This is a genomic window from Dongia deserti (assembly GCF_003574735.1).
Taxonomy (GTDB): domain Bacteria; phylum Pseudomonadota; class Alphaproteobacteria; order Dongiales; family Dongiaceae; genus Dongia_A; species Dongia_A deserti.
Map to the genome: position 1 here is coordinate 25,865 of NZ_QORW01000023.1, position 23,861 is coordinate 49,725.

Here is a 23,861-nt window from a genome sequence, read left to right on the forward strand (position 1 = left end):
CGAGATCGCTCAGATCGAGACGCCCCAAGGCCGCGATCCTGTAGCATTGGTGAGGCGCGACCTCAACGCACGGATCGGTTCCTCCAGCGAGTCGCGCCGCAACCAAGCGGCGCGGCTGGGGTTATGGCTAGGACGGTTGGACCTTACCTGTCCCGCATCGCAGCACATCAGGATGGAACTTTATTTCCGAAATATCTTATTACTGGTTACTTTATACTTAAGTCGGAGGGTAAACCGGCACGATCCTGACCATTTTGCATTGCGCAATCGCAAGTGCGAAGGCATGATGGGTTTTGAGGGGAGCCGCACACCAGCGATAGGGAGATCAGGCCTATGTCCGAGACGGCAGAAGTGATCCAGCTTCACAAGGGGAACGGGGGACGCAAGGACCTGTATGAGGTCGGCGAGATCCCGCCCATGGGCCATCTGCCGACCAAGATGTATGCCTGGGCAATCCGGCGCGAGCGGCATGGGCCGCCCGAGCAGTCGATGCAGATCGAAGTGGTGCCAACTCCCGTGCCTGAAGCGGACGAGGTAGTCGTGCTCGTGATGGCGGCGGGCGTGAACTACAACGGCGTCTGGGCCGGCCTCGGCAAGCCGATCTCGCCGTTCGACGTGCACAAGGCCGAGTATCACATCGCCGGGTCCGATGCGTCGGGCATCGTGTGGGCCGTCGGCTCCAAGGTGAAGCGCTGGAAAGTGGGCGACGAGGTGGTCGTCCACTGCAACCAGGATGACGGCGACGACGAGGAGTGCAACGGCGGCGATCCGATGTTCTCGCCCTCGCAGCGCATCTGGGGCTACGAGACGCCGGACGGATCTTTCGCACAATTCGCCAAGGTGCAGGGGCGCCAACTGATGCCACGGCCGAAGCACCTGACCTGGGAAGAGAGCGCCTGCTATACGCTCACGCTCGCCACCGCCTATCGCATGCTGTTCGGCCATCGCCCGCACATCCTGCGGCCAGGGCACAACGTCCTCATCTGGGGCTCATCGGGCGGTCTCGGCTCGATGGCGGTGCAGTTGTGCGCGACGGCGGGCGCCAACGCGATCGGAATCATCTCGGATGAATCGAAGCGCGAGTTCGTGATGTCGCTTGGCGCCAAGGGCGTCATCAACCGCAACGACTTCAAGTGCTGGGGCCAGCTGCCCGATGTCAACGACACGGCGGGCTATGCCGACTACATGAAGCGCTGCCGCGAGTTCGGCAAGGCGATCTGGGCGATCACCGGCAAGGGCGTCGACGTCGATTTTGTGTTCGAGCACCCGGGTGAGCAGACCTTCCCGGTCTCCTGCTTCGTGGTGAAGCGCGGCGGCATGGTTGTATTCTGCGCCGGCACGACCGGCTACAACCTCACCATGGATGCCCGCTTCGTGTGGATGCGGCAGAAGCGCATCCAGGGCAGCCACTTCGCCAACCTGCTGCAGGCGAGCCAGGCCAATAACTTGGTGCTGGAGCGGCGCATCGATCCCTGCATGTCCGAGGTGTTCGGCTGGCACGACATCCCGGCCGCTCATACCAAGATGTGGAAGAACCAGCACAAGCCCGGCAATATGGCGGTGCTGGTCCAGGCGAAGCGGCCCGGCTGCCGCACCCTGGAAGACGTGATCGAAGGGTAAGGCTCTCCCATGTCGGCTGGAGCGCACGGCGCCTGCGACCTGGCGCTGCAGGCGGCCGAAGACGTGCTGACGCGTGCGCAGGCGGCGCTCAGCACGAAGGTGGCTCTCGGCGGCAGAATCGATGCCGCCGCTTTGGACCGTCACCAACATGCCGCGCATGGGTTTGCGTGGCTCGCTACCTACGTTGCCGCTCTGCGCGCCACGCTTGAGTGGGCGGACAATCTTGATCGTGCCGGCAAGTTCGGCGAGCGCGAGCGGCTGATCCTGCAACTCGGCTTCACGGAGTACCTGGCGCAGATCCTGGGCGGCATCCCCATGAGCCAGGGCGAGATGGTGCGGCCCGCCGACCTCGGCCTCGCCGAAGCCGATCTGGAGAAGCTGGCGGGCCAGCTGGCGCACTTCCAGCAGGCGGACCTGCCCTTCCTGCGGCGACGTCTGGCGGAGTTGATCGAAGAGAGTGAATTCGGCGAGCCAGGCCTTGAGGACGAGGCGCTGCTGATGGTGCGCGACCAGTTCCGCCGCTTTGCCGAGGATCACCGCGAAGCAGCGCATCGCTGGCATCTCAAGGACGAGCTCATTCCGCTGGAGGTCATCGCGCAGCTCGCGGAGATGGGCGTGTTCGGCCTGACCGTGCCGGAGGAATTCGGCGGGTCGGGGCTTGGCAAGCTCGCCATGTGCGTGGTCACGGAGGAACTGTCGCGCGGCTATATCGGACTGGGCTCGCTTGGCACGCGCTCGGAGATCGCGGCGGAGCTGATCCGCCTCGGTGGCACCGAGGAGCAGAAACGGCACTGGCTGCCGAAGCTCGCGAGCGGCGAGATCCTACCGACGGCGGTGTTCACCGAGCCGAATACCGGCTCTGACCTCGGCGCGCTGAAGACGCGGGCGGTGAAGGATGGCGATGTCTACAAGGTGACCGGCAACAAGACGTGGATCACCCATGCTGCGCGCGCCGACATGATGACCCTGCTGGCGCGCACCGATCCGAGCTCGACCGATTATCGCGGCCTCTCCATGTTCCTGGCGGAGAAACCGCGCGGCACCGATGCCGATCCGTTCCCGGTCAAGGGCATGCGCGGCGGCGAGATTCCCGTGCTCGGCTATCGCGGGATGAAGGAATACGAGATCGGCTTCGACGGCTTCGAAGTGCCGGCGAAGAACCTGCTCGGCGGGCGCGAGGGTGAAGGCTTCAAGCAACTGATGGCGACCTTCGAATCCGCGCGTATCCAGACCGCGGCGCGCGCTGTGGGCGTCGCGCAATGTGCCATGGGGCTGGGTTTGAAATACGCCCGCGAGCGCATCCAGTTCGGCAGGCCGATCTATGAGTTCCCGCGCGTCCACGGCAAGCTCGCCTGGATGGCGGTCGAGACCATGATCGCGCGCCAGCTCGGCTATTTCGCCGCGCGCGAGAAGGATTCGGAGCGGCGTTGCGACATCCCCGCCGGCATGGCGAAGCTGCTGGCGGCGCGCGTTGCCTGGGCCAACGCCGACAACGCGCTGCAGATCCACGGCGGCAACGGCTACGCCCAGGAATACGAAATCAGCCGCGTGCTGTGCGACGCCCGCATCCTCAACGTGTTCGAAGGCGCCGCCGAGATCCAGGCCCAGGTGGTCGCCCGCGGGCTGCTCAGCGGGCGGAATTAGAGTCGTTCCAACAGACTCCTTGCTGCAAAGCGAGCCGCCTCCTCCCCCGACATAAGGGAGGTTAGGGAGGGGGAAGCCGCGTTTCGGTGCGCGAGAATCTTCGCTCGCTTCCCCCACCCCGGCCCCTCCCCAAAGGTGGGGGAGGGGAATCCGCATGGTTCTGCGCCATGTTCAAATGCACTCCGATAAGTGCACATAGGTTCGTCGCGAGACACGCAGCGTTTGCTATGCTCTAATCGCCGCGAGAGCCTCGCCGACGGTGGATCAAAGTTCCATGCCCAAGCACGTCGATTTCTATTTCGCACTCAACAGCCGCTACTCCTATCTCGCCGCGACGCAGATAGCGGCGCTGGAGAAGGAATGTGGCGCGGAGGTGGCGTGGCGGCCGCTCGATTTCGACCTGCTGATGGTGGCGCGCAAGTGGGATCCGTTCTCCGGCGCGCCGACGTCCGGCCAGTACGACATCGCCTACCGGCGCAAGGACGTCGTGCGCTGGGCCAGATATTACGACATTCCGCTGCGGATCGTGGAATGGGAGAAATACGACTGGCTGCGCTTCAATCTGGCGGCCACCGAAGCGGCCAAGGAGCCGGAGGGCTGCGCCAAGTTCTCCCAGGCGGTGTTCGCCCTCACCATGGGTGAGCGCGAGGGACGCGACACCGAAACCGTGATCTCTTCGGCGGCGCATGATGCGGGGCTGGACCCGCGGCGTCTTATCCAGGCCTCGAAAAGCTCCGACACCAAGAGTGAGCTGCATCATGCCATCACCGACGCCGTCGCACTCGGCGTGTTCGGCGTGCCGAGCTTCGTGTTCGACGGCGAAGTCTATTGGGGCAATGACCGCCTCATCCTGCTGCGCTGGGCGCTGACGGGGAAGCGATAGGCGCGATTCTACACGCTCTCACTTCCGTCATGGTCGGATCAAGTCCGACCATGACGATTGAGTGAGCAGCGAGAGCGACACGTGGCGGAGTTGCGCTACGCCACCACCACCTTGTCCACCTTCTTCAGATCATCCAGCGGGATGTGGCAGGCGATGCGGTGGCCGCTGGCGGTGGTCTGCATCGGCGGCGCCTCGTTGTCGCAGATCGGGCCGAGCTTGCGCGGGCAACGGGTCGCGAAGGGGCACCCCTTGGGGCGGTTCTGCGGGCTGGGGATGGCGCCTTCAAGGATGATGCGGCGCTGGTGCACGTCGGGATCGGCGATCGGCACCGCCGAAAGCAAGGCCTCGGTGTAGGGATGATAGGGTGGCGCGAAGATTTCGTCAGTGCGCCCGAATTCCATCACCTGGCCCAGATACATCACCGCCACGTAATCGGCGAGGTACCGCACGACCGACAGATCGTGCGAGATGAAGATGAGGGTTGCGCCGCGCTTGGCCTGGATGTCGACCAGCAGGTTGATGATCGCGGCCTGCACCGAGACGTCGAGCGCGGAGACCGGCTCGTCGGCCAGGATCAGGTCCGGCTCGCCCGCCAAGGCGCGCGCAATGGCGACGCGCTGCTTCTGGCCGCCGGAGAGCTGCCGCGGCATGCGACTGGCGAACTCCAGCGGCAGATTGACGGTTTTCAGAAGTGTGCTCGTCTCGTTCTTCGCCTCCCGTCCGCTCAAGCCGCGCAGCTTGCGGATCGCGCGCTCCATTACATAGCCGATGGAATGGCTGGGGTTGAGCGTGCTGTCAGGATTCTGGAACACCATCTGGACCGCGCGCTTGGTGTCCGCTTCGCGATCCTCCACCGGAATCTGACTGATCTCCTTGCCGGCCAGCGTCACCATGCCGGCAGAGCCGAGCTCGATGCCGGTCAGCACCTTGGCGAGGGTGGATTTGCCGCACCCGGACTCGCCGACGATTGCCAGGGTCTGACCGCGATTGGCCTCGAGCTCGATATTGTCGACGGCGTGCACGTCATAGCCCTTGCCGCCGAACATGCCGGTCGACTGGTGATAGGTCTTGCGCAGGTGAGCGATCCTCAGCACCGCCTCCGCATCGACCGGCTGATCGCCAATGGCGACCGCCTCAATGCCCTGCGGCAGCTTATCGTGCGACGGCAGTTCCTCAGCCCGCACGCATTTGACGCGATGGCGCTCGCTGAGGCTCAAGGTCGGCAGCGGATCCTGGCTGCAGCGCTCCGCGATCGCGAAGCGGCAGCGCGGCTGGAACACGCAACCCTTCGGCCGGTTGAGGATCGACGGCACCTGCCCCGGAATCGCGGTCAGCGGCCGGCTGTTCTTGTCCGCGCCCAGGGTCGGGATACAGCTCAACAAGCCCCGCGTATAAGGATGGCGGGGGTTGCGGAACACGTCGGCGATCGGGCCTTCCTCCACCAGCTCGCCCGCATACATGACGCCGATGCGGTCGCAGATGCGCACCACCGTGCCGAGATTGTGGCTGATGAAGACGATGGCGGTGTTGTGCTTTTCGCGCAGGCGCGCCACCAGATCGAGCACGGCCGCTTCGACCGTGACGTCGAGGCCGGTAGTCGGCTCATCCATCACCAGCAGCGACGGTTCCGCCATGAGCGCCATGGCGATCACCACGCGCTGCTGCTGCCCGCCCGACAGCTGGTGCGGATAGCGCGTCATCATGGTTTCAGGATCGGGCAGGTTGACCTCGCGCAGCATCTGCAGCGCGCGGGCCCGGGCTTGCTGCTCGTTCTCGCCGAAATGGATCATCGGCACTTCCATGAGCTGCTTGCCGATCGGGATGACCGGGTTGAGGCTGCTCATCGGGTCCTGATAGACCATGGAGATCTTGCGCCCGCGAAGGGCCCGCAGCTCCGCCGGCGACAACTTGGCGAGATCCTTACCCTCGAACAGGACCTGCCCGCCGGTGACGCGGCCGACTGTGCCCAGATATTGCATGACGGCGAACGCGACGGTGGACTTGCCGCAGCCGGATTCGCCGACTAGGCCGATCGCCTCGCCCTGGCCGAGCTTGAAGCTGATGTTCGGCACCACCTTCATTTCGCCCGCGCGCACGAAATAGGAGATGCTGACATTGCGCAGCTCGAGAACCGGCGGCTTGCCGGCGCCGGCGCCGGGCCGGCTGTTCGTCTCAGTGGCGGTGGCGAATTGCATGCTTTACTCCGTCTAATCCCGCATGCTGATCTCGCGCATGCCGTCGGCGAGCAGGCTGAAGCCGACCACCAGCGAGGTGATGGCCGCTGCCGGGAACAGCGCCATGTGCGGAAAGATCGACATCAGCGCGTAGCTGTCCTTCACCATGCCGCCCCAGTCGGGCGTCGGCGGCGGCAGGCCTAACCCCAAGAAGCCGAGCACGCCGATGGCGATGGTTGTGTAGCCCATGCGCAGACAGGCATCGACGATCAGCGGCCCGCGCGCATTGGGCAGGATCTCGATGAACATGATGTAGAGCGCGGATTCGCCGCGCATCTTGGCGGCGGCAACATATTCGCGCTCGCGCAGCTCCAGCGTCATGCCGCGCACGATACGCATGATTTGCGGCGAGGCGATGAAGATCACCGCCAGGATGATGTTGAGCGCGCTCGGGCCGAACCGCATGATCACGATGATATAGAGCACGATGGCCGGGAACGACAGGATGATATCCGAGATGCGGTTGATAACAGTATCGGCCCAGCCGCGATAATAGCCGGCCAGCAGGCCCAACAGGCTGCCGATGGCATAGGCGATTGCGACCGCGACGGGCGCGACGGTGAGCACCGTGCGCGAGCCCCAGATCACGCGTGCAAGAATGTCGCGGCCTTGCATGTCGGTGCCGAACCAGTGGATTGCGTTCGGGGTCGGATCGACCAGCGCGTCCAGGTCGTTGGAGTTCGGCCCGAACGGCGAGATCACCGGCGCGAAGATCGCAACCAACACCCAGAACACGACCAGGAAGGCGCCCACCATGCCAACCGGGGATTCGCGCAGCAGGCTTACGCGCGCCCAGGTCCGGGTCACTGCACCAGCGGTATCGCTCATCGCCATCCGTCGCTCTCCCTCAACTGAAGCGGATACGCGGGTTCAGCATCATGTAGCCCAGATCGCCCGCAATCTGGGTAGAGACCGAAACCAGCACGGCAAATAGAGAGGCCGCCTGCACCGTCGCCACATCCTGCGACAGCGCGGAATCCAGCAACATGCGTCCGAAGCCGGGATAGGCAAAGACCGCCTCCACCACCACGACGCCGGTGATCATATAGTTGATCTGTAGCAGGATGACGGTGAAGGGCGCGATCATCGCATTGCGCAAGGCATGCTTCAGGATCACGTCGCGGAAGGTGAGGCCCTTCAGGATCGCCGTGCGGATATACGGCCGCGTCATCACCTCGACCATCGAGGCGCGCACCATGCGCACGACATAGCCGAGGTCATAGAGCACAATCACGGTCACGGGCAGGACGAGCTGTGCGGCGATCGGCCAGCGGGCGCCGGCTTCAAGCGTGGCAGTGCCGGGCAGCCAGCCCAGGCCGATCACGAAAATGCTGGCCAGGAACACGCCGGAAGCGAATTCGGGCACCGAGGTGGTCACGATGCTCGCGACCGAGATGGTGCGGTCGAGCTTCGAGCCTTCGCGCATGCCGGCGCTGATGCCGAACAGGACCGAGAGCGGCACCATCACCGCGAAGGCGATCGCCGCCAGGGTCAGGGTGTTGCCAAGCCGGTCCCAGATGATGTCGTTGACCGGCAGCTTATAGAGCGTCGAGTAACCGAGATCGCCGCTGAGCACATTGCCCAGCCACTCGAAATAGCGTTCCCAAACCGGCCGGTGGAGGCCGAGCTCCTCCATCAGGCGGTCGCGCTGGTCCTGGGTCGAGAAGGGACCCAGAATCTTGGTCGCCATCTGTCCGGGCGTGAACTCGAAGGCGGCGAATACCAAGGCTGACACGACCAGCATCGTGAAAACCAGCGACGCCAGCCGCTTCAGAAAGAAAGCAAGCATTCGTCCCCTTCCGATATGAACGGCGGGGTCCGCGCGGTGCGCGCGGCCGCCTCCCTGATGTTTTCTTATTTATAACCCTCAGAAAACCATAGGTAAGTCAGGGTGTAAATGGAACCCCCTTCGCGACGCGGACTATCGCCTGAGCGACCGTCGCTTATTCCCTAAAAGCGGGCAGGGAGAAGGATCTTCGGTTGATCCGACGCAATGGTCCTACCCCTCAGGGGCCGGGAGAAATTCCTTCTGGGAAGGCCGAGCCATTCCTTACGGCCATACCCAGAGGTCGATGGTCTCGTTTCGCCCACGGACCTGCTGGCCGGCGAGCCGGCGCATGCCGCTTAGCATGTCGTCGCGACCGGCCCGGTGCACATTGGCGATGAACTTGGCAGAGGCGACGATCGCGGCCTTGTGCTCCTTGCCCATCTCCTGCAAGCGGCTTGCCACATTGACGGTGTCGCCCGCGACGGTGATCTGGCCCTGGTGCTCGCCGCCCAGCAGTGCCGCGATCACCGGCCCATAGTGCAGGCCGATGCGCATACGCACCGGCTCCTGGCCTGCCGCCTCGAGATCGAGGTTCCAGTCGCTCAAGGTGTCGAGCAGCTGGCGCGCGGCCGCCAGTGCCCGGGTGGCGTCGGTCGGCGTCGGCTCCGGCAGGCCGAAGATGATCATGGCGCCGTCGCCCATGAACTGCTCAATGACGCCGCGATGGGCGAGGGCGGAGCGCTCGATGCGCCCGTGCAGTTCACGCAGGAAGACGACGGTCGCGGTAGGGCCCAAACGCTCGGCCCGTCGCGTGAAGCCCGCCACGTCGACGAACATCACCGCGGCTTCCTGCGCCCGCTGATGGAAGCTCGGGCTCTGCTGTTCGGCCAGGAACTCCGCCAGGAGCGGCGATTGATAGCGCGCGAGATTGTCGCGCTCGGACTGAAGCCGGCCGGAGATGCGCCGCTGCTGCACAATGCGCGCGGCGAAAGTGAGGATGCCCACGCTGAAGAGCGTCAGAACATAGGTCGTCGCATCGAGCCAGAGATAGGCCGCGGTGAACGCGTATTGCAGGCCCGCAAAGGTCACGGCCCACAGCGCGATTGTTGCGATCGCGGCGATCGCCAGGGAGCGCCGGTTGGCCGCGAGGAAGGCCAACATCGACAACAGGACAGCAACGACGATATCGATCGCCCACGTGGATGGCGCGCGGAGCAGATATTGGCCATGGGCGATGTTGGCGGCGACCGTCGCCAGCACCTTGACGCCCGGCAGTTCCACTGCGAATGGCGAAAGAAACACGTCGCCGGACGCGAGCGCGGTGGCGCCGACGAAGATGGCTCGGCCGGCAAGCAAGTCGGGCGGCACCTTGCCTTCAACCACGTCGATAAATGAATAGCTCGGGATGCCACCACCGTCGCCATAGTGATTGATGCCGATCGCATCATAGGTGTCGGTGGCGATTTGCTGGTTGCCTAGCGCGATGCTTACGCCAGGGGTCAATTTCATAGCCGAACGCGGCAGATCGCGTAGCAGCCGCACGGCTTCTAGCGGCATGGCGGGCAGGTAGTCTGCCGATCCAATCGGCATTGCAAGCACCATGCGCCGGATGGACCGATCGGCATCGCGCGGCAGATTCACATGTGCCAGCGATGCGACCCGGGCGAAATCGCTGACTGGCAGCCGGAAGCCGACGGAACCCTCCGGCCGTTCGTGGGCAGCGCTGGCGGTTCCCGCCACTTCGAGCCGGCTGCGCTTCACTAGCTCGGTATCGGGCGGGATGTCGGCCGACTCCGTCGTCGCCAGTATCACGTGGCCATGGCGGGCCAAGGCTGCCACCAGCAGCGAATCGCCGGATGAGAGTGCATCGCCCTCACCACCGGCCTCGCGTTCCAGCAGCAGGAGATCGATTGCCAGAACCTTGGCGCCGGCATCGGTCAGGCGATCGACCGCGTCGGCAAGAGCTGCGCGCGGCACGGGAAAGCGTTGCAGCCGATCGACGCTCCGATCGTCGATCGCGACGATGACGAAATCATCCGGTGCCTTGAGCGGCCCGCGCAGGACATGACGCAGGTCGAGCAAGCGGCCTTCGAGCGCGGCGGTCAGCGCGCTCGTTTCGCCGGGATGCCACCAGCCGATGGCGGCCCCGGCGATCAGGCACACGAGGACCCAGTACCAGGGCAGCTTGCCGATGGTGGTACGCAAGCGACCTCGCTATTACAGGCCGAGCCTCGCCAGAGCATTGGCGACTCGCTGGGCGCCCCATACCTTGGCTTCTCCCATCGTGCCGTCGGCGGTCACGTCGACGCCATAGGTCGGCGACAGGCGGACATTGTCGCCGCGCTTACCCAACACATCGACAGTGCCCGCCAGCACGAACACGTTGGTGCCGCGCTTGGGCGTTTCCATGATCCATTCGGTGGAGCGCACCGACGCGACAGCAACGGGGCCGAACACGTTGAAGCTGCCCCAGGTCCTGATCGGCGCCAGGAATCGCGCAATGCCTCGATGCAGGCTCATGCCGATGGAAGCATCGTCTGCCTGCTCGCCTACCAGAGAGCCCAAGCCGACCTGCGTGTCGGGACCAAGCGTCACGCGCGTGCCGTCGCTGCACGCGACATCCACGCGACCGGACGGACCGGTCTGCAACACATCCCTGGCGGCAAGCTCGGTTCCGACCTGCACATTCGTGCGGGCGCCAGCATGCGTCAGGCTTGCCGCGCCGGCGACTTCGGCCACCGCGCAGGCACGGTCCTGCGCAAAGGCAGGCTGGCCGAGCACCAGGAGCGTACCGATACATATTGGTAGCCAGCAGCGTCGATTGGTTCCTGGATGTCGTTCACCCATGGCTCGCCTCGATTCCATTCAAATTCCCCTCGCTAAGGTGATAGAATATGCAACCATCCGGCGTTTCGGGTCGCGCAGCAATGCCGGGGTAGGCCTAAGCAGTCAAATAGATTGAGCCAATAGGCCGACGACGGTGTGAAGGGGTTCACAAGCCCTTGCGGATAGACCGCCATTTGTAGCTCTATGGCGTCCCTCAGGGCGGCCGGACGACAATTTTGGATACATTAATGGGGCGATTGGACCACAGCGAGCGCCAGGCGCTCATCCGGCGCAGCTTTCTTTTCAAGGATGTGGCACAGCCGATCCTGGAGCGGCTGGCTGCCTTGTCGGTCACCAAGCACCTGGACCGGCGCGAGAACTTGTTCAACCGCGGCGATGAGGGCGATGCGCTTTACGCCGTGGTGAACGGGTTGGTCCGCATCTGGGTCGGCAGCGACAGCGGCAAGGAGTTGACCTTCTCCATCATGGAGCCGGGCGACGTGTTCGGCGAAATCGCCTTGTTGGATGGATTGCCGCGCACCGCCAACGCGACCGCACAGGAAGCGACCCTCTTGCTGGTGATCCAGCGCTCGGCCTTTCTATCGGTGCTCGACAGCGAGCCGATCCTCGGGCGGCACATCATCGAGCTGCTGTGCGAACGCATGCGCCGGAAGACGGACCTGCTGAGCGACTTCGCCTTTGCCGATCTACCGGTGCGCCTGGCGCGCAAGCTCGGCGATCTGATCGTGGCGCATGGCGAGATCGATGGCAACGAAGCGCGGCTCGGCCGACGCTTTTCACAGACCGAGCTCGCGCAGATGCTTGGCGTCTCGCGCGAGGCCATCAACAAACAGCTCGCGGCATGGAGCCACAAGGGCATCGTCAGCACCGAAGATGGCGGGCTTACCATCCTCGATCTCGGCACGCTGCGCGAGCATGCCGCGATCGACAGCATAGACCGGGTGTGAAGTGCCTCACAGCGGGGCGAGCGCCGCTGGCCTAGGTCTTTGATGGCTTGCCTGCGTCAACCGGCGCAGCTTCGGGAGAGAAGAAGGAGAGGGCCTATGATCATGAAGGATCATCGCGGCGCGCCAGTGACGGGCGCCGATACCAAGGCGGTCGAGCTCTACGAGACCGCGATCTGCCAGTTCAACTGCTATGTCGGTGATCCGGTCGCGACGGTCGACAACGCCATCGCCGAAAGCCCGGACTTCGCCATGGCGATTGCGCTCAAGGCCTATCTGCTGCTCTCCGGCATGGAGCGCGGGTCCGTCGCGAACGCGACAGAATTGCTGGCGAAGCTGCACAATCTGAAGCTCAATGACCGCGAGCGGCGCCACGCCGCGGCCATCGCCTGCCTGATCGACGGAGCCTTCAATCGCGCCTCGGAGCGATTGGACGACATCCTGATCGACGATCCGCACGACATCGTCGCGCTGCAGATGGGTCACCTCCTCGACTTCTACCGCGGCGACAGCCGCAATCTGCGCGATCGCGTGGCACGAGTGCTCGCCGAATGGGATCAGCGCATGCCCGGTTATCACACGCTGCTCGGCATGCACGCCTTCGGCCTCGAAGAAATGGGCGATCATGCCCGCGCGGAAGAGAGCGCGCGCCGCGCCATCCAGCTCAACAAGCGCGATGGCTGGGCGTATCACGCCGTCGCTCATGTGATGGAGATGATGGGGCGATACGAGGAGGGCGCCGGCTTCATGCGCGACAATGAAGCGGGTTGGGCGCCCGAATCCTTCTTCCAGGTGCACAATTGGTGGCATCTCGCCCTGTTCCGTCTGGAGGCGGACCAGACAGCCGAAGCTCTGAAGCTCTATGACAGTCCGATTCGCGGCGGCTCCTCCGCCACGGTGCTCGACATGGTGGATGCTGCGGCCCTGCTGTGGCGGTTGAAGCTGCGCGGCGTCGATGTCGGCGACCGTTGGCAGGCGATCGCCGATCGCTGGCAACCGCTGGTCGAGGACAAGCTCTATGCCTTCAATGACTGCCATGCGGTGATGGCGCTGCTGGGCGCTGGGCGCATCGGGGAGGCGGAGCGCACGGTCTCCATCCTGACCGAGACGGCGCGCAAGCAATCGGACAATGCGTTGATGAGCCGCGATGTCGGCCTGCCACTGGCGCGCGCCCTGCTGGCGTTCGAGCAAGGCAAGTATGCCGCGACCATCGACCTGCTGCGCCCGCTGCGCAACATCGCTCAGCGCTTCGGCGGCAGCCACGCCCAGCGTGACCTGATCGACCTCACCTTGATCGAGGCGGCGCATCGCGCGGGCGAGCTTAGCTTGGTCCGGGCGCTCGCCAATGAACGGCTGACGCTCAAGCCCAAGAGCCCGCTGGCCCGTCGCTATCGCGACCAGGGCACGAAGCGGGCAGCGTAAGTACCTCTCAGCCACTCCTCACCCGGGCACCGCAAGGAGCCCGGGCTTTTGGCTTGCGCGCGGCGTTACTCCTGGATGCAAGTGTAGTAGGTCGCGGCCTCGTGGAAATTGGTGTTCACGGGGCGCACCTTGATCTTGCTGGCGCCCAGGATCTCGGCACAACCCTCGCCGATGGTGCCGCTGCTCTTCCAGTAGCCGTTGGCCTTCCAACGGACGTTGACACCACTCACGCTGCCCTCGCTGACGCAGATGGCCGCGTTCACGGTGTCGCGCTTGGCGCGGGCGATCTTGACGTCGTTGCCACCTTGGATGGTTGTCACGTCCGACTTGGTGGCGGATTGGCAGATCGTGCCAGTCTCGCTGGGCAGAAGCCGATATTGCTCGGCCTGCGCAGCTGAACTCCCCAGCATTGCAAGGGCAAGCGCCAGGCCTGGAACCATTGTCATGGCGATGATTTTCATGGCATGTCCCCTGTCTCCGTCGAGGAGGGCGCATTGAACCTACGCCCGGGTACCCAACACGGGAACGACAATTTTGCTCCGGGCGCGCAGCATCTTCTCGATGGCGAGAGTGGTATCTCGCGGCGTGCGATCCTGGCGGCAACAATAGGCGCGCTTGCCACGGCCGGCGTGGCGCGCGCCGGGGAGGGTTCAGCCATGCCCCATGTAGCCTTGCTCGGGGATTCGATCTTTGACAATGCTGCCTATGTGGGCGGCGGGCCGGACGTCATTGCGCAAGTCCGGGAGCGCCTGCCGGCAGGCTGGCGCGCGACTCTGACTGCGATCGACGGCAGCACGATCCGGGATATAGGCGATCAGCTGACCCGCGTGCCGTCGGACGCGACGCACCTTGTCGTCAGCATCGGCGGCAACGACGCGTTGGGCTATTCGGACATCCTGGGCGCGGCCTCCAGCTCGGTTGCCGACACGCTCATGAAGCTTGCCGATATTCAGCAGGAATTTCGCAGCGGCTATGTCCGAATGGTCGAGGCGGTGGTCGGCAGGAAGCTGGCGACGGCATTCTGCACCATCTACGATCCGCGCTATTCGGACCCGATCGAGCGGCGTGTCGCCACTACGGCACTTGCGGTGATCAACGACGTTATTGTTCGCGAGGTGGTCATGCGCGGCCTTCCACTGATCGACCTGCGCGTGGTGTGCGGCGAGGATGCGGATTTTGCCAACCCGATCGAGCCCTCGGTGCAGGGCGGCCGGAAGATTGCGGGCACGATCGTGTCGCTCCTCACGCAGCACGAATTCGATGTCGGCCGCAGCCAGGTGTTCGTGCGCTAGCGGAAGAGCGCAAGAATCGGAGTGTCAACCGAGGATGGGGGTGGATTCTGCTCGCATCGCGAACGAGGCTCGGCATGCGGACCTGCAATGCCCTTCTTGCGCTGGCAGCAAGCACTGCGCTGCTCCTCTTTCCCGTCTTGGTCTGGGCGGAGGAGTCGCTGCAGGCGGATACTGGAGCTACGTCGTCGGCCACATCTCCGAAGACCGGAAAGGAGCGCTTGAGCGACAAGGCAAGCGACGAACAGCGCGTCAACAACTGCAAGGTTCCGCCGGAACGCCAAGGAACGAAGACGCGTCCCAACGGCTGCCCGCAGGCGGATCGGACGGTGCCGACGAACTGACTGTATCCAGGGCGCGAAAATCGCGACAGCGTCGCTGCTGCCGCAACTCGACTTGTCCACGCCCGAGGCAAGTGCTCAGGCGCCAGGGCCGAATCGCGCGCATTGACCCCACATTGGCGGTTCGCCACACTCCGGCGCCGGGAGCCGCACGCGCGGCGCTGACAATCGGGCGAAATCATGGTGCGCATCCGGCTAACTGGAGACCATTCGAGCTATCATTGCGGATCCGCGGCCGTCACGCAGGTCATTGCCGCCGAATTGCGGCGACACGGCGAGATCGTGACGGGCGATGATTTCGATGTCCTGGTCGTGAACGGGGAAGGCTCGATGCACCATGGCGGTGGGGCCTTCCGCGACAAGATGCGGCTGATCGAGATGGCGACCGCGAGCGCACGGCCGGCGTTCCTCGTCAACAGCGTCTGGCAGGACAATCCGCACGAATTCGATGCCGCGCTCGCAAAATGCCGTCAGATCGTGGTGCGCGAGGTGCTTTCGCAGCGCGCGATCGCACAGCATGACGTCACGGCCGATGTCGTGCCCGACCTGTCCTATTTCGCCCCCATCACGCGCGGCGATGCCGTCGACCTCAAGGGCGGCATCGTGATGACGGACTTCCTGTCCCATGAATTCGGCAGCTTTGTCCGCCTCCGGTCGCGCTGGGCGGAGCGCTTCTCGTTCCTCGACATGCGCGCGATGGACTGGTCGTCCCTGGTGGGGTCGCTGAAAACGGCACGCCTGCTGCTGACCGGACGCCATCATGCCGTCTATGCCGCGTGCAAGGCGCGCACGCCTTTCCTGGCCCTCGCCGGCAACACGCACAAGATCGAGGGCATTATCGCGTCGGCGGGTGCGGATATTCCCGTCTTCAGGACATTCTCGGAGCTGAAGGCGTCTATCCAGGAAGCGGAGAACTGGCGCAGCCGCTACGATCGGCTGTTCGATTGGCTGGAGCGGCAGGAACCCTGGCGGTTGCCGGCATAAAGTCCGTGCAGCTGCGCGAGCGCAGCAATCATGTCGCTGCGCTCGATACGATCATGAGCAGGGCCGCTGTGGCGGTCCCGCACACCCACAGCCAGAAGCATTGCCGGGCGCGGACCGGTTGAGCGCCGAGCTCCATCTCAGACGCTCCCCAGGTCCTGGTTGGCCAGCGGAATCCTCCGGATGCGCTTACCGGTGGCGGCGAAGACCGCGTTCAGCACCGCCGGGGCTGCCACCGCGATGGTCGGCTCGCCCACGCCGCCCCAGAAACCGCCAGAGGGCATGACGATGGTCTCGACCCGCGGCATGTCGGCCATCCGCATGACGTTATAGGTATTGAAGTTCTCCTGCTCCATGCGTCCGCCCTTGACCGTGCATTCGCCATAGAGACAAGCCGAGAGTCCGTAGACGAAGGAGCCTTCGACCTGGCGCTCGATCTGAGCCGGGTTCACTACATGGCCGGGGTCCGTCGCCGCGACGATCCGATGGATCCTCAGTTGACCGTCAGAGACCGAGACCTCGGCCGCCGCGGCGACGTAGCTGCCAAAGCCCATGATCTGGGCCAGGCCGCGATGGACTCCCTGCGGTGGCGTGCTGTTCCAGCCGATACGCTCTGCCACCGCTTCGAGCACGGCCAGATGCTTCGGATGGTCCACCATCAGCTTGCGCCGGAAGGCTAGGGGATCCTGCCCGGCCGCGTGTGCCAGCTCATCCATGAAGCATTCGAGATACAGGGCATTCTGATTGAGGTTCACGCCGCGCCAGAATCCCGGCGGGACCGGTGGATTCCTCATCGCGTGATCGATCAGCAGATTCTGGATCGTGTAGCCCAACGCGTATTCGTCGCCGCCGTTGGCGAGCCCCTGGAACACGAGCGGGTCGCTGCCGTCGTCGCGCAGGCGCTGCGGCGCCGCACTGGTCAGGATGGACTGACCGGAAATGCGCATGTGGAATCCCGTCAGACTGCCGGCCTCGTCGAGCACCCCGGTCAGCTTGCATTGCGTGGTCGGGTGGTAGAAGCCGTGCAGCATGTCCTCCTCGCGCGACCAGATCAGCTTGATTGGCGTGCCGGGCATCTGCTTGGCGATCGTCACAGCCTGGCGCACGAAATCCTGGAATCCGCCGCGCCGGCCGAAACCGCCGCCCAGATGGACCTTGTGTACGTCGCACTGCTCGATCGGCAGCCCAGCCGCTTCGGCGGCAACTTGGAGGCTCAATCCTCCGCTCTGCGTCGGCGCCCACACGTCGCAGCGTTCGGGCGTCCAGAGCGCGGTAGCGTTCATCGGCTCCATGGTGGCGTGGTTCTGGTACGGGAACGCATAGGTGGCGGTGATCACCTTGCCGCCCTTCGCGATGACGCCGCGTGCATCGCCGATCGAGGTGCCCACGAAAACCCGCTCGTCGGACTCGAGGCCTTCGGCCAGCAGCTCCGCTATGCTGGCGCTGCTGACGCCGGTGTTCGATCCCTCGTCCCAGGTGATAGGCAAGGCATCGAGCGCGGTCTTGGCGCGCCACCAGGTGTCGGCGACCACGGCGACCGCCGTCTCGTCCACCTGCAATACCTTGCGCACACCGGGCATGGTCTGCACGGCTGCGGCGTCGAAGCGCGCGAGCTTGCCGCCGAATACCGGGCAGGCGCGGATCGCGGCGTTCAGCATGCCTGGCTGGACCAGGTCGATGCCGTATTTCTGCTTGCCAGTCAGCTTGTCGGCGGTATCGAGCCGATGCAGCGGCTGGCCGGCGATGTTCCAGTCCTTCGGATCCTTGAGCTTGACTTCGCTAGGCGGCGTCTGGCGCGCGGCGGCGTCCGCCACCTTGCCGTAAGTCGTGGTGCGCCCGCTCGGCTGGTGCGTAATGACGCTGTTGGCGGCCCTGCATTCGCGGGCCGGCACGCCCCATTGCTCGGCGGCAGCAGCGATCAGCATCTCGCGCGCGGCGGCTCCTCCCTGGCGCACATATTCGTGCGACCGGCGGATCGCTCGGCTGCCCGTTGTCGTGAAGTCACCCCACACCTCATTGCGGGCTAGATTCTGCCCCGGCGACGGATATTCGGTCGTGACCTTTGACCAGTCGCATTCCAGCTCTTCGGCCACCAGCTGTGCGAGGCCGGTGAGCGAGCCTTGCCCCATCTCCGAGCGCGCGATGCGGATGACAATCGTGTCGTCGGGTCTCACTACCACCCAGGCATTGACCTCGGGCGGGAGATTGCCGGCGGCCTCAGCGAACGGCACGCAAAAGCCGAGCGACAAGCCGCCGATCGTGGCGGTCGAACCAACGATGAAGTTGCGCCGGGAAAGTTTGGCGATTGCGTTCATGAGTGCTCCTCCCCGTGCTTCAGGCTTGCTCGACAGCGCGCTTGATGGCCGCGCGCACGCGGTTGTAGGTGCCGCACCGGCAGATGTTGGTGATCTCCGCGTCGATGTCGGCATCGGTCGGCGCCTTGTTCTGCGCGATGAGCGCGGCCGCCGCCATGATCATGCCGGCCTGGCAATAGCCACATTGCGGGACATCGAGTGCGAGCCACGCCTTCTGGACCGGATGATTGCCGTCCGATGATAGCCCCTCGACCGTGGTCACATTCTGGCCGGGCTCCACCGCGCTGATCGGCAATACGCACGACCGCGTGGCGGCTCCGTCGACGTGGACCGTGCAGGCGCCGCACTCCGCGACACCGCAGCCATATTTGGTGCCGGTCAGGCCCAGCTGCTCCCGGAGCACCCACAGCAAGGGGGTTTCCGGCTCGACGTCGACATCGTGGGGGATTCCGTTGACCGTTATGCGCGCCATGACTGACCCTTCGGTTGTGCCTGAATTGGTGGAGGCGACGCAGCGCCTCACCGCATGTGCCGGGTCAACCTAGCGGGCGAGTGTCGCGTGGATTTGCCCCGCATCGCGCTTTTTGTCGCGAGATATGCGGGGCGGTCGCGCTGGCACACTTTGATACAAATTCATCCCCTTCCCCCCGTGCGGGGGAAGGATACGGAGGCTTGGCGAGCGTGTGCGACCCCCGGGTCCAAAGAGCCCAGGGCGTAGTTGGATGGGGGGAAGGCGCCGAAGGCGCGCAGCGCGCAAGCGCTGTTGGGCAGCATCGAAACGATTCGATCGCGGTGCTGCATTGGCGCTCTGGCCTTCGCCCTATCGCACCTTGGGTTCCTGCGGCAGGCGGATGAGGGCGCGCAGGCCGCCGCTGCGCAGGTTGGTGAGCTCGATATCACCGCCGTGGCCGCGCGCGATGGTGCGGGCGATGGAAAGGCCGAGACCGACCCCGCCGGTGGTGCGGCTGCGCGAGCCTTCCAGGCGGAAGAAGGGGGCGAAGACGCGCTCGAACTCCTCTTCCGGAATGCCGGGGCCGCTATCCTCGATGGAAATCTCGAACGAGTCCTTGGTGAGGGCGAGACTGACGCGCGCGCAGCCGCCATAGCGCACGGCATTCTCGATCAGGTTGCGCAGCGCGCGGCGGATCGCGGCCGGCCGGCAGCGATACGGCACCTTGCCGCTCTCCGCGAAAGTGACGTCCCAGCCGAGATCGGCGAGGTCGTTGCACACGCTTTCCGTCAGCGCCGCGAGGTCGATGACGCGGGTCGGCTCGCCGGTCGCCTCTTCCCGTGCGAAGGCGAGGGTTGCTTCGGTCATGGCCTGCATCTCGTCGAGCGTCGCCAGGATCTTCTCGCGCATCTCGGAATCGGTGACGAACTCGGCGCGCAGGCGTAGCGAGGTGATCGGCGTGCGCAGATCGTGCCCGATGGCAGCCAGCATGCTGGTGCGGTCGGACACGAAACGGCGCAGCCGCTCCTGCATACGGTTGAAGGCCTCGGCGGTGCGGCGGATATCAATCGGCCCTTCCTCGGGCAAGCGCGCCGTGTCCTCGCCGCGGCCGAAGGCCTCGGCCGCAAAGGCGAGACGCCGCATCGGCCGCGACACACGATGCGCAACCAGCACGGCAATCATCGTCAGGACCACTGCAGTAATGGCGAGGGAAACGGTGGATTGAGAGGTCCAGATCGACCCGTAGGCCGCTTTTGCAAACGCGGCGTTCAGCCACGTTCCGTCCTGGAGCTGAACCGTCAGGCCGGAGCCGAACGTGTGATCCAGCCGCACGTAGTGGGCCACCCGGCCGAGGGACCAGTCCCGCGCCGCCAGCACGCCCCAGGTGCCCGGATCCGACGCTTGGGCCTGCGCCGCGATCAGCGCCGGGTCGGCCGCCGATGCATGCCGTTCCGGCGTGCCGTGCGGGGCCGGTTCGGGTTCCCCATAGCGCGGCAGAGGCTGGGCGAGGCGGTGCCACGCCTCCTCCTTCCAGGCTGCTACATCATCGGGCTTCTCCTTGGTCAGCCAGAAGCGCGTGTAGGTGGTGGCAACCGCCTGCAGGATCTCTGGGTGATAGACGGCGGGCGTGGTTTCCAGCAGCTGCGCGACCGAGGCGGAGCGCACCAGGAATTCCTCCTTCGCGGCAGCACGCAGCGCATGCCCGCGCTCGTCCCAATAGACGAAAAAGCTGATGGTCTGCGAGACCACCAGCGCCAGCAGCATGAAGCCGATCAGCTGGCCGACCAGGCTCCTGGTCCAGAAGCACCGCGAAAACAGGCATCTGATGCCCATCATGCCGGCGTTACCTCGGCGGTAAAGCTGTAGCCGCCGCCCCAATGCGTCTTGATCAGCGAGGGATTGCGAGGATCGAGCTCGATTTTCTTGCGCAGCCGGCTGACCTGGTTGTCGATGGAGCGGTCATAGACGTCCGCCGCGCGCCCGACGGTGAGGTCCAGCAGCTGATCGCGCGTCAGCACCAGGCCCGGCCGCTCGACCAGCACGCACAGCAGGCGATATTCCGCCGTGCTCAGCGGCACCGCGACGCCATCGGCGCCGATCAGCTCGCGCCGGCCGACATCGAGCGTCCAGCGATCGAAGCGCACCGCCTTGTTGCGCTGGGCGGAGCGCTGCGGCGGCAGGCTGTTGGCGCGGCGCAGCACCGCCTTGATGCGCGCCAGCAATTCACGGGGATTGAACGGCTTTGTCACATAATCATCTGCGCCGATCTCGAGGCCGATGATGCGGTCGGTCTCTTCCGCCGCTGCCGTCAGGAGGATGACAGGCAGGTTGCTGGTCGCGCGCAGATACCGGCAGACGGAGAGGCCGTCTTCGCCCGGCATCATGACATCGAGCACGACCAGGTCCGGCGCGCTGCGCTGGAGCAGATGACGCAGGCTGGCGGCGCTGTCGGCAGCACTGACGCGGCAGCCATGCTGCCCCAGATAACGCCCGACCAGTTCACGGATGTCCTTGTGATCGTCGACGATCGCGATGTGGGGCATGGATTCCATGGCTGCAGCTCCAATGCCGAATTTTTTAGCACTGCCCGAGCCCCCGCCCCAGGAGGAAAAGTGTATCAAACTTTGTCAGCCGGCGCGCCCGTGACAGGTTGCGGCTTTTGCGGGCCCCGATCGACAAAGTTCTGCTACAGGCCCCTGCCAGTCTGGCCCCGTTCTCAAGGAGACGGGTCATGATGCATCTCGAAAGCTACCAGTGGGAAGACCACGTGCCACCCAAGGGCAGTTGGAAGTTCAATCTGGCGATCGGCGTGTTGGCTTTCGGGCTGATTGCCGCGGCGCTGCCGGATACCCCTGGCGACATTGCGGCAAATCTATCAGTTTCGGCAGAGCCTGCGGCGGACATCAACGTCTCCGCTCTCGACGGACGAGCCCGGTTCACGCCAGCTTCATCCACGGGTAACGTCGGTGAGCGGGTCCAGTGCCCGAATGGCTACGCGGATTCATGAGGATCGGAACACATCCTTCAAGCTGGTCTTGCCGCTGCCGCGCCTTGCCGGCTGCTGCTGCGATTCATGCGGCGCCCAGCCGGTGAGGAAAAGGACCTGGAAGGTCGCGCACAGGCGGCCCTCGCGATCGGCGAAGCGGTCCTGATAGAGCGCGGCGGTGCGGGCGAAAATGGTGCGGCGGGTCGGGTGCTTCAGCCTTTCGAGCAACACGTTGGTTTCGCCCATGCCGCGGAGATCGCGAAGCAAGGCGAAGACATCGCCGTAGGTGACGGTTATCGTATCGACATCCGCCACCGGCAGCGCGAAGCCGGCGCGCTGCAACAGGCCGGCGGCATCGCGCAGATCGGCGAAGGGCGAGATCCGCGGACTGGCGCCGCCGAGCTCCGCGAGCTCCGCTTCCATGAGGCAGCTGCGCAGTTCCGTGAGCGTCCCGCTTCCAAACAGGCTGGCGAGAAACAGTCCATCCGGTTTCAGGCTGCTGCGGATCTGGACCAGCGCGCCCGGCAGGTCGTTGACCCAGTGGAGCGCGAGATTGCTGAGGATCGCATCGAAGCATTCCGCCTTGAAGGGCAATAGCTCTTCGTCGGCGACCAGACTCGGGCCTGCCTTCTGCAGCCCTCGTGCGTTGATGAGCGAAGCATCGGATTGGATCAGCGTCTCGATGCCGCCGCGGCCGTTCAGTGTGCGGGCCAGCAGGCCATCGCGCGCACCAAGATCCAATGTCAGCGGAAAGCTGCGTGCGATGTCGCTGAGGCGGTCGCACAGCCGCTCGCCAATTTCCTTCAACAGGAAATCATGGGCGTGCAGATCGCGCGCCGCCCGCCCCCGCCGCTCTCGCAGCAAGCGGCGATCGAAAATACGCGCCTGTTCCGGGACAGTGCTCTGAACCATTCCACCTTCCAGCCGCGGCCAATTGACAGGAACCGGTGCCACTCCGCAAGCTGCCGGGATGGTCCTTGCTCCCGTCCTGCGCAGATCGGCCTCCTGGCTGCTGGATGCGATCCTGCCGCCGCGCTGTCTGAAATGCGGCGAGATCGTTGCGGATTCCGGCTCTCTATGCGGCCGGTGCTGGTCCGCGCTCAAGTTCCTGGGCACGCCTTGCTGCGCCTGCTGCGGCTTTCCCTTCGAGTTCGACATGGGCGAGGGCAGCCTGTGTGCCGCCTGCACCGCCAAGCGGCCGCTCTATGACCGGGCACGAGCGGCGCTCACCTATGACGACGCCAGCCGGGATTTGGTCCTGCGCTTCAAACATGCGGACCGGATCGATGGTGCCGCGACCTTCGCCGGCTGGATGGCGCGGGCTGGGGCGGACCTGGTGGCGTCGGCGGACGTTATCGCCCCGGTGCCGCTGCACCGCTGGCGGCTGGTCCGGAGGCGCTACAACCAGGCGGCCGTGCTGGCCAACGCCATCGGCGCCTTGCGAGGAAAACTTGTGGTTCCGGACCTGCTGGTCCGGCAGCGGGCGACGGCGTCCCAGGGCCATCTCGGCCGCAGCCAGCGGCAGCGCAATGTAGCCGGCGCCTTCGCCCTCCATCCGCGCCAGACGCAACGCGCGGCGGGGGTTCGGATTTTGCTGATCGATGACGTTTTGACGACCGGGGCGACGGCGGAAGCCTGCGCCAAAGCCCTACGGCTGGCAGGGGCGAGTGCCGTCGATCTGCTGGTTCTGGCGCGAGTTGTCAGGATACAGCCCACCTAGCAAATATCGGGCAGCAACCTACTTGCAAAATGCTTGTTCACGGCCAAAAGTACTGACCTGATAGCAACTGCCGAGAGGCGTCAGATGCACGACAGCCACGGAAGCGGACAGACGCATGGCGCGCGTTGAAATCTACACCACCATGCTTTGTCCCTATTGCTGGCGTGCCAAGAAGCTGTTGGAAGAACGGGGTGTGACCTACCGAGAGGTCGATGTAATGTGCGATAGCGGCCTGCGCGCTGAAATGCGTCAGCGGGCAAGCGGCCGCACCTCCGTTCCGCAGATCTTCATCAACGGGCAGCATGTCGGCGGTTGTGACGATCTTTACGCTCTGGATCGCGCGGGCAAGCTGAAACCCCTGCTGGACCAACCAGCGTCGGAACTGCCGGCCTCCTGATCGGCCGGCAATCTGATTG

Annotated in this window: 22 protein-coding genes; 11 read left to right on the forward strand and 11 right to left on the reverse strand. The window is 64.9% G+C overall.

Translation table 11 applies throughout. From position 1 onward, the window contains the following. Window positions 1-333: 333 nt before the first annotated feature. The 3 genes from ccrA to DTX69_RS25995 all read left to right on the forward strand — a co-directional run bounded on the left by ccrA (window position 334) and on the right by DTX69_RS25995 (window position 4,147). Complete coding sequence (gene ccrA / locus DTX69_RS25985; protein ID WP_119304502.1) at window positions 334-1,620, forward strand: crotonyl-CoA carboxylase/reductase; 1,287 nt, start codon at window positions 334-336, stop codon at window positions 1,618-1,620. 9 nt (window positions 1,621-1,629) lie between these two features. Then, window positions 1,630-3,264, forward strand: a complete 1,635-nt coding sequence (locus DTX69_RS25990) for an acyl-CoA dehydrogenase family protein (protein WP_119304503.1) — start codon at window positions 1,630-1,632, stop codon at window positions 3,262-3,264. Between the two features lie 274 nt (window positions 3,265-3,538). Continuing rightward, window positions 3,539-4,147: a 2-hydroxychromene-2-carboxylate isomerase gene (locus DTX69_RS25995; protein ID WP_119304504.1), complete on the forward strand. Its 609-nt coding sequence runs from the start codon at window positions 3,539-3,541 to the stop codon at window positions 4,145-4,147. A gap of 95 nt (window positions 4,148-4,242) precedes the next feature. Here the strand turns inward: DTX69_RS25995 and DTX69_RS26000 are convergent, their stop codons facing one another. The 5 genes from DTX69_RS26000 to DTX69_RS26020 form a co-directional block, all read right to left on the reverse strand. Then, complete coding sequence (locus DTX69_RS26000; RefSeq protein ID WP_119304505.1) at window positions 4,243-6,342, reverse strand: dipeptide ABC transporter ATP-binding protein; 2,100 nt, start codon at window positions 6,340-6,342, stop codon at window positions 4,243-4,245. A gap of 12 nt (window positions 6,343-6,354) precedes the next feature. Beyond that, window positions 6,355-7,215 (reverse strand): ABC transporter permease, encoded by an 861-nt coding sequence (locus tag DTX69_RS26005; protein ID WP_284736075.1) that lies wholly within the window; start codon window positions 7,213-7,215, stop codon window positions 6,355-6,357. Window positions 7,216-7,228: 13 nt separating this feature from the next. Beyond that, window positions 7,229-8,170: an ABC transporter permease gene (locus DTX69_RS26010; protein WP_119304506.1), complete on the reverse strand. Its 942-nt coding sequence runs from the start codon at window positions 8,168-8,170 to the stop codon at window positions 7,229-7,231. 261 nt (window positions 8,171-8,431) lie between these two features. Further along, window positions 8,432-10,354, reverse strand: a complete 1,923-nt coding sequence (locus DTX69_RS26015; RefSeq protein ID WP_119304507.1) for a CHASE2 domain-containing protein — start codon at window positions 10,352-10,354, stop codon at window positions 8,432-8,434. Between the two features lie 12 nt (window positions 10,355-10,366). Next, window positions 10,367-10,996, reverse strand: coding sequence for a FecR family protein (locus DTX69_RS26020; RefSeq protein ID WP_162917571.1), 630 nt, complete (start codon window positions 10,994-10,996; stop codon window positions 10,367-10,369). 227 nt (window positions 10,997-11,223) lie between these two features. Here DTX69_RS26020 and DTX69_RS26025 point away from each other — a divergent pair, with 227 nt between their 5' ends. Both DTX69_RS26025 and DTX69_RS26030 read left to right on the forward strand, forming a co-directional pair. Continuing rightward, on the forward strand, window positions 11,224-11,943 hold the full coding sequence (locus tag DTX69_RS26025; RefSeq protein WP_119304509.1) for a Crp/Fnr family transcriptional regulator: 720 nt from the start codon (window positions 11,224-11,226) through the stop codon (window positions 11,941-11,943). A 96-nt stretch (window positions 11,944-12,039) separates the two neighbouring features. Further along, window positions 12,040-13,362: a tetratricopeptide repeat protein gene (locus DTX69_RS26030; protein ID WP_119304510.1), complete on the forward strand. Its 1,323-nt coding sequence runs from the start codon at window positions 12,040-12,042 to the stop codon at window positions 13,360-13,362. A gap of 65 nt (window positions 13,363-13,427) precedes the next feature. Here DTX69_RS26030 and DTX69_RS26035 read toward each other — a convergent pair whose 3' ends face one another. Beyond that, window positions 13,428-13,823: a hypothetical protein gene (locus DTX69_RS26035; RefSeq protein WP_119304511.1), complete on the reverse strand. Its 396-nt coding sequence runs from the start codon at window positions 13,821-13,823 to the stop codon at window positions 13,428-13,430. 33 nt (window positions 13,824-13,856) lie between these two features. Here DTX69_RS26035 and DTX69_RS26040 point away from each other — a divergent pair, with 33 nt between their 5' ends. The 3 genes from DTX69_RS26040 (at window position 13,857) to DTX69_RS26050 (ending at window position 15,976) form a co-directional block, all read left to right on the forward strand. Then, window positions 13,857-14,654, forward strand: coding sequence for an SGNH/GDSL hydrolase family protein (locus tag DTX69_RS26040; protein ID WP_284736076.1), 798 nt, complete (start codon window positions 13,857-13,859; stop codon window positions 14,652-14,654). A 74-nt stretch (window positions 14,655-14,728) separates the two neighbouring features. After that, window positions 14,729-14,995, forward strand: a complete 267-nt coding sequence (locus tag DTX69_RS26045) for a hypothetical protein (protein WP_119304512.1) — start codon at window positions 14,729-14,731, stop codon at window positions 14,993-14,995. Between the two features lie 177 nt (window positions 14,996-15,172). After that, complete coding sequence (locus tag DTX69_RS26050) at window positions 15,173-15,976, forward strand: polysaccharide pyruvyl transferase family protein (protein WP_119304513.1); 804 nt, start codon at window positions 15,173-15,175, stop codon at window positions 15,974-15,976. Window positions 15,977-16,113: 137 nt separating this feature from the next. Here the strand turns inward: DTX69_RS26050 and DTX69_RS26055 are convergent, their stop codons facing one another. From DTX69_RS26055 to DTX69_RS26070, 4 genes are all read right to left on the reverse strand, one after another. Then, window positions 16,114-18,288 (reverse strand): xanthine dehydrogenase family protein molybdopterin-binding subunit, encoded by a 2,175-nt coding sequence (locus DTX69_RS26055; RefSeq protein WP_119304514.1) that lies wholly within the window; start codon window positions 18,286-18,288, stop codon window positions 16,114-16,116. A 19-nt stretch (window positions 18,289-18,307) separates the two neighbouring features. Next, on the reverse strand, window positions 18,308-18,760 hold the full coding sequence (locus DTX69_RS26060) for a (2Fe-2S)-binding protein (RefSeq protein WP_119304515.1): 453 nt from the start codon (window positions 18,758-18,760) through the stop codon (window positions 18,308-18,310). Window positions 18,761-19,108: 348 nt separating this feature from the next. Continuing rightward, window positions 19,109-20,575, reverse strand: a complete 1,467-nt coding sequence (locus DTX69_RS26065; RefSeq protein ID WP_284736077.1) for an ATP-binding protein — start codon at window positions 20,573-20,575, stop codon at window positions 19,109-19,111. Then, entirely contained in the window at window positions 20,572-21,291 is a 720-nt protein-coding gene (locus DTX69_RS26070; RefSeq protein ID WP_119304517.1) for a response regulator, read from the reverse strand. The genes DTX69_RS26065 and DTX69_RS26070 overlap by 4 nt, the downstream gene beginning before the upstream one ends. A 179-nt stretch (window positions 21,292-21,470) precedes the next feature. Here DTX69_RS26070 and DTX69_RS26075 point away from each other — a divergent pair, with 179 nt between their 5' ends. Next, complete coding sequence (locus tag DTX69_RS26075) at window positions 21,471-21,746, forward strand: DcrB/PsbP domain-containing protein (RefSeq protein ID WP_119304518.1); 276 nt, start codon at window positions 21,471-21,473, stop codon at window positions 21,744-21,746. On the opposite strand, the gene DTX69_RS26080 is transcribed toward DTX69_RS26075, so the two are convergent. Continuing rightward, window positions 21,741-22,637 (reverse strand): methyltransferase domain-containing protein, encoded by an 897-nt coding sequence (locus tag DTX69_RS26080; RefSeq protein WP_119304519.1) that lies wholly within the window; start codon window positions 22,635-22,637, stop codon window positions 21,741-21,743. The two genes, DTX69_RS26075 and DTX69_RS26080, sit on opposite strands and share 6 nt — an antisense overlap. A gap of 58 nt (window positions 22,638-22,695) precedes the next feature. Between DTX69_RS26080 and DTX69_RS26085 the strand changes: the two genes are divergently transcribed. Together DTX69_RS26085 and grxC are read left to right on the forward strand one after the other, a co-directional pair. Continuing rightward, a complete protein-coding gene (locus tag DTX69_RS26085; RefSeq protein WP_119304520.1) occupies window positions 22,696-23,445 on the forward strand; it encodes a ComF family protein in 750 nt (249 codons plus the stop codon). A 115-nt stretch (window positions 23,446-23,560) separates the two neighbouring features. Continuing rightward, on the forward strand, window positions 23,561-23,842 hold the full coding sequence (grxC, locus tag DTX69_RS26090; RefSeq protein WP_119304521.1) for a glutaredoxin 3: 282 nt from the start codon (window positions 23,561-23,563) through the stop codon (window positions 23,840-23,842). The last annotated feature ends 19 nt before the right edge of the window (window positions 23,843-23,861 follow it).